Origin of the sequence: Clostridium sp., from assembly GCF_051278035.1 — a bacterium.
GTDB lineage: Bacteria > Bacillota > Clostridia > Clostridiales > Clostridiaceae > Clostridium_AD.
Genome location: NZ_JBNMNU010000031.1, coordinates 24044 through 31105 on the forward strand (window position 1 = coordinate 24044; position 7062 = coordinate 31105).

Annotated in this window: 6 protein-coding genes; all 6 read left to right on the forward strand. The window is 33.8% G+C overall.

Annotated features, from left to right (window positions below; translation table 11 throughout):
• The first annotated feature begins 27 nt into the window (after positions 1-27).
• Positions 28-1644, forward strand: coding sequence for a mannitol dehydrogenase family protein (locus ACJAX4_RS06745; protein ID WP_435788686.1), 1617 nt, complete (start codon positions 28-30; stop codon positions 1642-1644).
• 156 nt (positions 1645-1800) lie between these two features.
• A complete protein-coding gene (locus tag ACJAX4_RS06750; RefSeq protein ID WP_435788687.1) occupies positions 1801-2451 on the forward strand; it encodes a bifunctional 4-hydroxy-2-oxoglutarate aldolase/2-dehydro-3-deoxy-phosphogluconate aldolase in 651 nt (216 codons plus the stop codon).
• 1 nt (position 2452) lies between these two features.
• Positions 2453-3475 carry a PfkB family carbohydrate kinase gene (locus tag ACJAX4_RS06755; RefSeq protein ID WP_435788688.1) on the forward strand — a complete coding sequence of 341 codons (1023 nt, stop codon included), beginning with the start codon at positions 2453-2455 and terminating at the stop codon, positions 3473-3475.
• A gap of 2 nt (positions 3476-3477) precedes the next feature.
• Positions 3478-4425 carry a sugar kinase gene (locus ACJAX4_RS06760; RefSeq protein ID WP_435788689.1) on the forward strand — a complete coding sequence of 316 codons (948 nt, stop codon included), beginning with the start codon at positions 3478-3480 and terminating at the stop codon, positions 4423-4425.
• A 12-nt stretch (positions 4426-4437) separates the two neighbouring features.
• The gene (locus tag ACJAX4_RS06765; RefSeq protein ID WP_435788690.1) at positions 4438-5886 is read left to right on the forward strand and encodes a tagaturonate reductase; all 1449 of its coding nucleotides are present in this window, start codon (positions 4438-4440) and stop codon (positions 5884-5886) included.
• Between the two features lie 26 nt (positions 5887-5912).
• Positions 5913-7062: UxaA family hydrolase (locus ACJAX4_RS06770; protein ID WP_435788691.1), on the forward strand; the 1150-nt coding region annotated here is incomplete at its 3' end.

The window sequence follows — 7062 nt, forward strand, 5'->3', positions numbered from 1 at the left end:
TTCAGTCAAATATGGGGAGGAATTTAAATGAAACTTACACAAAATGAATTAAACAATAGAAAGCAATGGCAAGATAGTGGATTTCAATTACCAAAATTTGATAGAAGTAAAATGATAAAAGATACTAAAGAAAATCCAGAATGGATACATTTTGGAGCTGGAAACATATTTCGTGCGTTCCCTGCAGCTGTTTGCCAAGAATTATTAAATAGCGGAATATTAAATACAGGTATAATAGTTGCTGAAGGATATGATTATGAGATTATCGAAAAATGCTATAAAAAATTTGATGATTTAAGCGTTTTGGTTACTTTAAAAGCGGATGGAAGTTTAGAAAAAAAAGTAATAGGAAGTATTGCAGAATCGCTATGTGTAGATACAAACAATACAAATGATTGGACTAGATTAAAAGAAATTTTTAGAAGTGCAACTCTTAAAATGGCATCTTTTACTATTACAGAAAAAGGTTATAGTTTGAAAAATGGAAATGGAGAATTATTAAAAGATGTAGCAGTAGATTTTAATAATGGTCCTACTTCAGTAACCAGTTATATTGGTAAACTGGCAGCATTATGTTATGAAAGGTTTAAAAATAGCGGAATACCATTAACTTTAGTTAGTATGGATAACTGCTCTCATAATGGTTCAAAGTTAGAGGAGGCTATTACAACATTTGCTGAACAATGGGTGGAGAATAAAGTTGTAGAATCTGAATTCCTGACTTATGTAACAGAAAATATATCTTATCCTTGGACTATGATAGATAAAATCACACCAAGACCTGCAGGATCTGTAATAGAAATGCTAAAAGAGGTTGGATTTGAAGATACAGAAATAATTAAGACTTCGAAAAACACATTTGTTGCATCTTTTGTAAATGCTGAAGAGCCTCAATATTTAGTTGTTGAAGACAATTTTAAAAATGGTCGACTTCCTCTTGATAAAGGCGGTATTATTTATACTAATAAAGAAACTGTAGATAAAGTGGAGAAAATGAAAGTTTGTACTTGCTTAAATCCACTTCATACAGCACTCGCGATTTTCGGATGTCTACTTTCTTACACTAAAATATCAGACGAAATGAAAGATAACGAGCTTGTAACGTTGATAGAAAATATAGGGTACAAGGAAGGATTACCTGTTGTTGTAAACCCAGGGATTATAGCTCCTAAGGACTTTATAGATGAAGTAATGAAGGTGCGCCTTCCAAATCCATTTATGCCAGATACACCACAGAGAATTGTATGTGATACTTCACAAAAGCTTGGTATACGATTTGGTGAGTCTATTAAAGCTTATGTTGAAAACCCTAAACTAGATGTTAAAGACTTAACTTTTATACCTCTTGCTATAGCTGGATGGTGTCGATATTTAATGGCTATAGATGATGAAGGAAACTCCTTTGAATTAAGTCCTGATCCGATGATCTCATCACTAACAAAAATAATAGCTGATATTGAGTTTAGTAGTGATCAAAATGTTCATGAGGCTTTGGATAAAATTTTATCTAATAAGTCAATCTTTGGTGTTGATTTATATGAAGTAGGACTTGGCATGGAAATTGAAGGTTACTTTAAAGAATTGAATGCTGGAAAAGGGACTATACGCACAACGCTAAAAAAATATTGTAACTCTAAAAAATAACATCATATTAAATGAGGTTTAAGAGTGAAAAGCTTGAAAGTGATAAAATGACTTGGAATAAATCAATAGAAGTAATGCATACAGTGGACTTAATTAAAGCTGACTGGATTAAACAAAAAAATTAAAAACTAAAATATAAAACAAGGGGTGTAAATAATGAAAAGATTAGAAATGATTAAAAAAATAAGTGACGCAGGATTAGTTGCAGTTATAAGAGCAACTTCAAAAGAAGAAGGAATAAAGATTGTAGAAGCAGTTAAAAAAGGTGGAATTAAAGCACTTGAAATTACAATGACAGTACCAGGTGCAGTAGATATAATAAAAGAATTATCTGAAATATATAAAGATGATGAAGATATGCTTATTGGGGCTGGAACAGTTCTTGATCCTGAAACAGCAAGAGCCTGCATATTGGCTGGAGCAAAGTATATTGTAAGTCCTAGTTTAAATCACGAAACAGTTAAATTATGTAATAGGTATAGAGTAGCTGTAATGCCAGGCGTTATGACAGTAAAAGAAGCGGTAGAAGCACTTGAACTAGGCGTTGAGATAATTAAAGTGTTCCCAGGAAACGTTTTTGGGCCAGCAATTATTAGTTCGTTTAGAGGACCACTTCCACAAGCTAACTTTATGCCAACAGGGGGAGTATCTCTTACTAATGTAAAAGATTGGATTAAAGCTGGGGCTGTAGCAGTAGGAACTGGTGGAGATTTAACTAAGGGTGCGAAAACTGGAGATTTTGAATTAGTAACTCAAACTGCAGCGAAATTTGTTGAAGCAGTTAGAATAGCAAGAGAGGAGAAATAATATGGGGAAATTTATTACATTCGGAGAAATAATGCTTAGACTTGCACCAGTTGGATTTGAAAGATTTGCACAATCCAAAGAATTTGGAGCTATTTATGGTGGAGGTGAAGCAAACGTTGCTGTATCACTTTCAAATTATGGTAAGGATACATACTTTGTAACAAAATTACCTGAACATGAAATCGGTCAAGCCGCAGTAAATGAGCTTAGGAAATATGGCGTAGATACAAATATGATTGTACGAGGCGGAGAGCGATTAGGTATTTATTACTGTGAAAAAGGAGCATCTCAAAGACCTTCTAAGGTAATATATGATAGAGCTTATTCAGCAATTGCTCAGGCTAAAAGAGAAGATTTTAACTGGAGTGAAATTTTTAATGGTGCAGAGTGGTTCCATTTTACTGGAATAACCCCTGCACTATCTGATGAATGTGCAGCAATAACACTGGATGCAGTAAAGGCGGCAAAAGAAGCTGGCGTTATGGTAAGTGTAGATTTGAACTTTAGAAAAAAACTATGGAGCAGTGAAAAAGCTGGTAAAGTAATGGGCGAAATCGTTAAATACTGTGATTTAGTCATAGCAAATGAAGAAGATGCCGAAAAAGTTTTTGGAATTAGTGCAGAGGGAACAGACGTAACTGGTGGAACTTTAAGTGGTGAGGGTTATAAAGTTGTTGCAAAGAAACTTACAGATATGTTTGACTTAAAGTATGTTGCAATAACACTTAGAGAAAGTTTTTCTGCTTCAGAAAATGGTTGGTCTGCAATGCTTTATGATGGAAAAGAATATTATAGTTCTAAAAAATACAAAATGCATATAGTTGATAGAGTTGGCGGCGGAGATTCCTTTGGAGCAGGAATTATATATGGGTTAACATCAGGTCTAACAAGACAAGATACACTTGAATTTGCAGTTGCTGCTTCTTGCCTTAAGCATACTATTGAAGGTGACTTTAACCATATGTCAAAAGAAGAAGTAGAAACTCTTATGAATGGAGATGCTTCAGGAAGGGTGCAAAGATAATTATGGATGTTATAACTTTTGGAGAGTCTATGGTTTTATTTGGCCCAGATTCCTCAGGACCGTTAAGGTACGTTCAAAATTTCAATAAATCTATTGCAGGGGCAGAGTCAAATGTTGCAATTGCCCTTGCAAAACTTGGGCATGAAGTTGGTTGGTTTTCAAAACTTGGGAATGATGAATTTGGAAGGTATATACAAGCTACTATTCGAGGAGAAGGCGTTGATGTGTCCAGGGTTATTTTTGATCCTTTGAAAAGTACGGGTATATTGTTTAAGGAAAGATTTATGCATTCTAATCCAAATGTGTATTATTACAGAAAAGATTCAGCAGCTAGTACTTTAAAACCAGAAGAACTAGATGAAGAATACATAAAGAGTGCGAAAATACTTCATATTACGGGTATTACACCTGCCCTATCTGAAGAGTGCAGAAATACATTATTTAAAGCAATAGAAATTGCAAAAGCAAATGATGTACTTGTTTCCTTTGATCCTAATATTAGACTTAAATTGTGGAGCTGCGAGGAAGCAATACCAGTATTACTAGAAATTGCAAAGAAGTCTGATATAATTTTCCCAGGTATAGATGAAGGAGAAATGCTTCTTGGACTCACAAATCCTGAAGAAATCGCAGAAAAGTTTATGGATATGGGTTGTAGTATTGTAGCTGTTAAGCTTGGAAAAGAAGGCTGTTATGTATCTGACAAAGTAGAAAAATTATATATAAATCCATATAGATTAGAAAATCCACAAGATACAGTGGGAGCAGGAGATGGATTTGCTGCAGGGTTTCTATCAGGAATGTTATGCAAGGTAGGTTTAAGAGAATGTGCAGAGCACGCTAACGGAGTTGGTGCTATGGCAGTCCTTGTAAAGGGCGACATGGAAGGGTATCCGAATGTGCAACAACTTTTGGCGTTCATTGGAAAGACAAAAACAATAGAAAGATAGGGAGGAATGAAAATGCTGCTAAATAAAGAAACTTATAGTGAATACACGATGTATCCTGAAAGAGTGCTTCAATTTGGTGAAGGTAACTTCTTAAGGGCTTTCGTGGATTGGCAGATTGATAAGATGAATAAAGAAGCAGGCTTTAACGGTAGTGTAGTAGTTGTTCAGCCTATAGAGTTTGGTATGGTTGATAAATTAAATGAGCAAGATGGTTTGTACACTCTTTACTTACAAGGAATGAATGAAGGATGCGCAATAGCGGAGCATTCAGTAATAAACAGTATAAGCCGTGGCATAAATCCTTATACGCAGCATGCAGAATATTTAAAAATCGCTGAGAATCCTGAACTTAGATTTGTGTTTTCAAACACTACTGAAGCAGGAATTGTATATGACGAAAATGATAAGCTAGAAGATAAACCTCAAAAGAGTTTTCCAGGGAAATTTACAGCACTTTTATATAATAGGTTTGAATTTTTCAATGGACAAAAGGATAAAGGGTTAATAATAATTCCATGTGAGCTTATAGATAGAAATGGCGATAAGCTTAAAGAAATAATTTTAAAACTTACCAAACTATGGAATTTAGAAGCAGGGTTTGCTACTTGGATAAACGAATCAAATACATTTTGTTCAACACTTGTTGATAGAATAGTTCCAGGTTATCCAAGAGATACTATAAAAGAAATAACACAGGAGCTCGGATATGTTGATAATTTGGTTAATGTAGGAGAGCATTTCCATCTTTTCATTATTGAAGGACCAAAATGGATTGAAAATGAATTTCCGGTAGGTAAAGCAGATCTTAATGTTAAATTCGTTGATGATATGACTCCTTACAGAACAAGAAAGGTAAGAATACTTAATGGATCACATACATCACTTGTACCAACATCATACCTTTATGGTTTAGATACGGTTTCACAATCTGTTGAGCATGAAGTAATGGGGAAATTTATTAAAGACACAATATATGAAGAAATAATTCCAACATTAGATCTTCCAGAAGAAGAATTATCATATTATGCAAAAGTTGTTCTTGAGAGATTTATGAATCCTTATGTTAAACATTATTTGATGAGTATATCTTTAAATTCAATGTCAAAGTATGCAACAAGAGATTTACCTTCATTATTACAATATGTAAAAACTAAAGGGGAACTACCTAAAAGACTAGTATTCTCACTAGCTGCACTTATAGAATTCTATAAAGGCAAAAGAGGGGAAGAAACAATTAAATTATCTGATGACGCGGATGTTTTAGAACTTTACAAAAATCAGTGGAGTAGCTATGATGGAAGTGAAGTGGGACTAAAGAAATTAGTAACTACTGTACTTGCATATAAAAAAGTTTGGAAAATGGATTTAAATGAAGTACAAGGTCTAACAGATGCAGTGACTCATTATTTACTAAATATTGAGAAAAATGGAATTAAAGAAGCAATCAAAGAAGTTCTTTAATAAAAGAGGAAGGTGAGGGTATATTCATGAAAAGCATAATTAAAATAAATGAAAAAGATAATGTAGTGGTGGCCTTAACTGATTTATTAAAGAATGAGGTTATTTCTGTAGGTGACAAAGAAGTTACTCTAAAGGAAGATGTAAAAAGAGGCCATAAAATAGCCACTTGTGATATTAAAGCGGATACAAACATTATGAAATATGGATTTCCAATAGGACATTCAATTGTGGATATTTTTGAAGGGCAATGGATTCATACTCACAATGCAAAAACAAATCTAGATGGAATTAAGGAATATAAATTCGATCAAAAACTTAAAGAAAATAGTTATACAAATAGAAATTTAACATTTAATGGATACAGAAGAGCTGATGGAAATGTAGGTGTTAGAAATGAACTTTGGATAGTTCCTACGGTAGGCTGTGTAAATGGTATAGCGGATAGAATTATTGAAAGGTTTAAGGAAATGGCAGGAAAGGTAATCATAGATAATGTTTCTGTATTAAAACATAATTATGGTTGCTCACAGCTTGGAGATGATCACATAACCACAAGGACAATACTTGGCGATGCAGTTAAACATGCAAATAACGGCGGAGTTTTAGTACTTGGACTTGGATGTGAGAATAATGGTATGGCGGATTTTAAAAAATCCTTAGGTGAATTCAATGAAAAAAGGGTGAAGTTTTTAATTTCTCAGGAGGTTTCTGATGAAATAGAAGAAGGCGCCAGCTTGCTTTTAGAACTTTATGAAATAATGAAAAATGATACTCGCGAAGTTTGCAGCTTATCAGAACTTAAAATAGGTCTGAAATGTGGTGGGTCTGATGGACTTTCAGGTATAACTGGAAATCCTCTTGTTGGTAAGTTTTCTGATTTTCTTGTAGCTCAAGGTGGAACCACAATATTAACAGAGGTTCCTGAAATGTTTGGGGCAGAAACACTTCTAATGGCTAGAGCTAAAAATGAAGATGTATTTAACAAAACAGTTCATCTAATTAATGACTTTAAAGAATATTTTATGCAGTACAATCAGCCAGTTTATGAGAATCCTTCTCCAGGAAATAAAGAGGGGGGGATAACTACTCTTGAAGATAAATCATTAGGTTGCACGCAAAAAGCTGGCACTGAAACAGTTGTAGATGTGCTCAAATATGGAGAAGTCCTAAAAATAA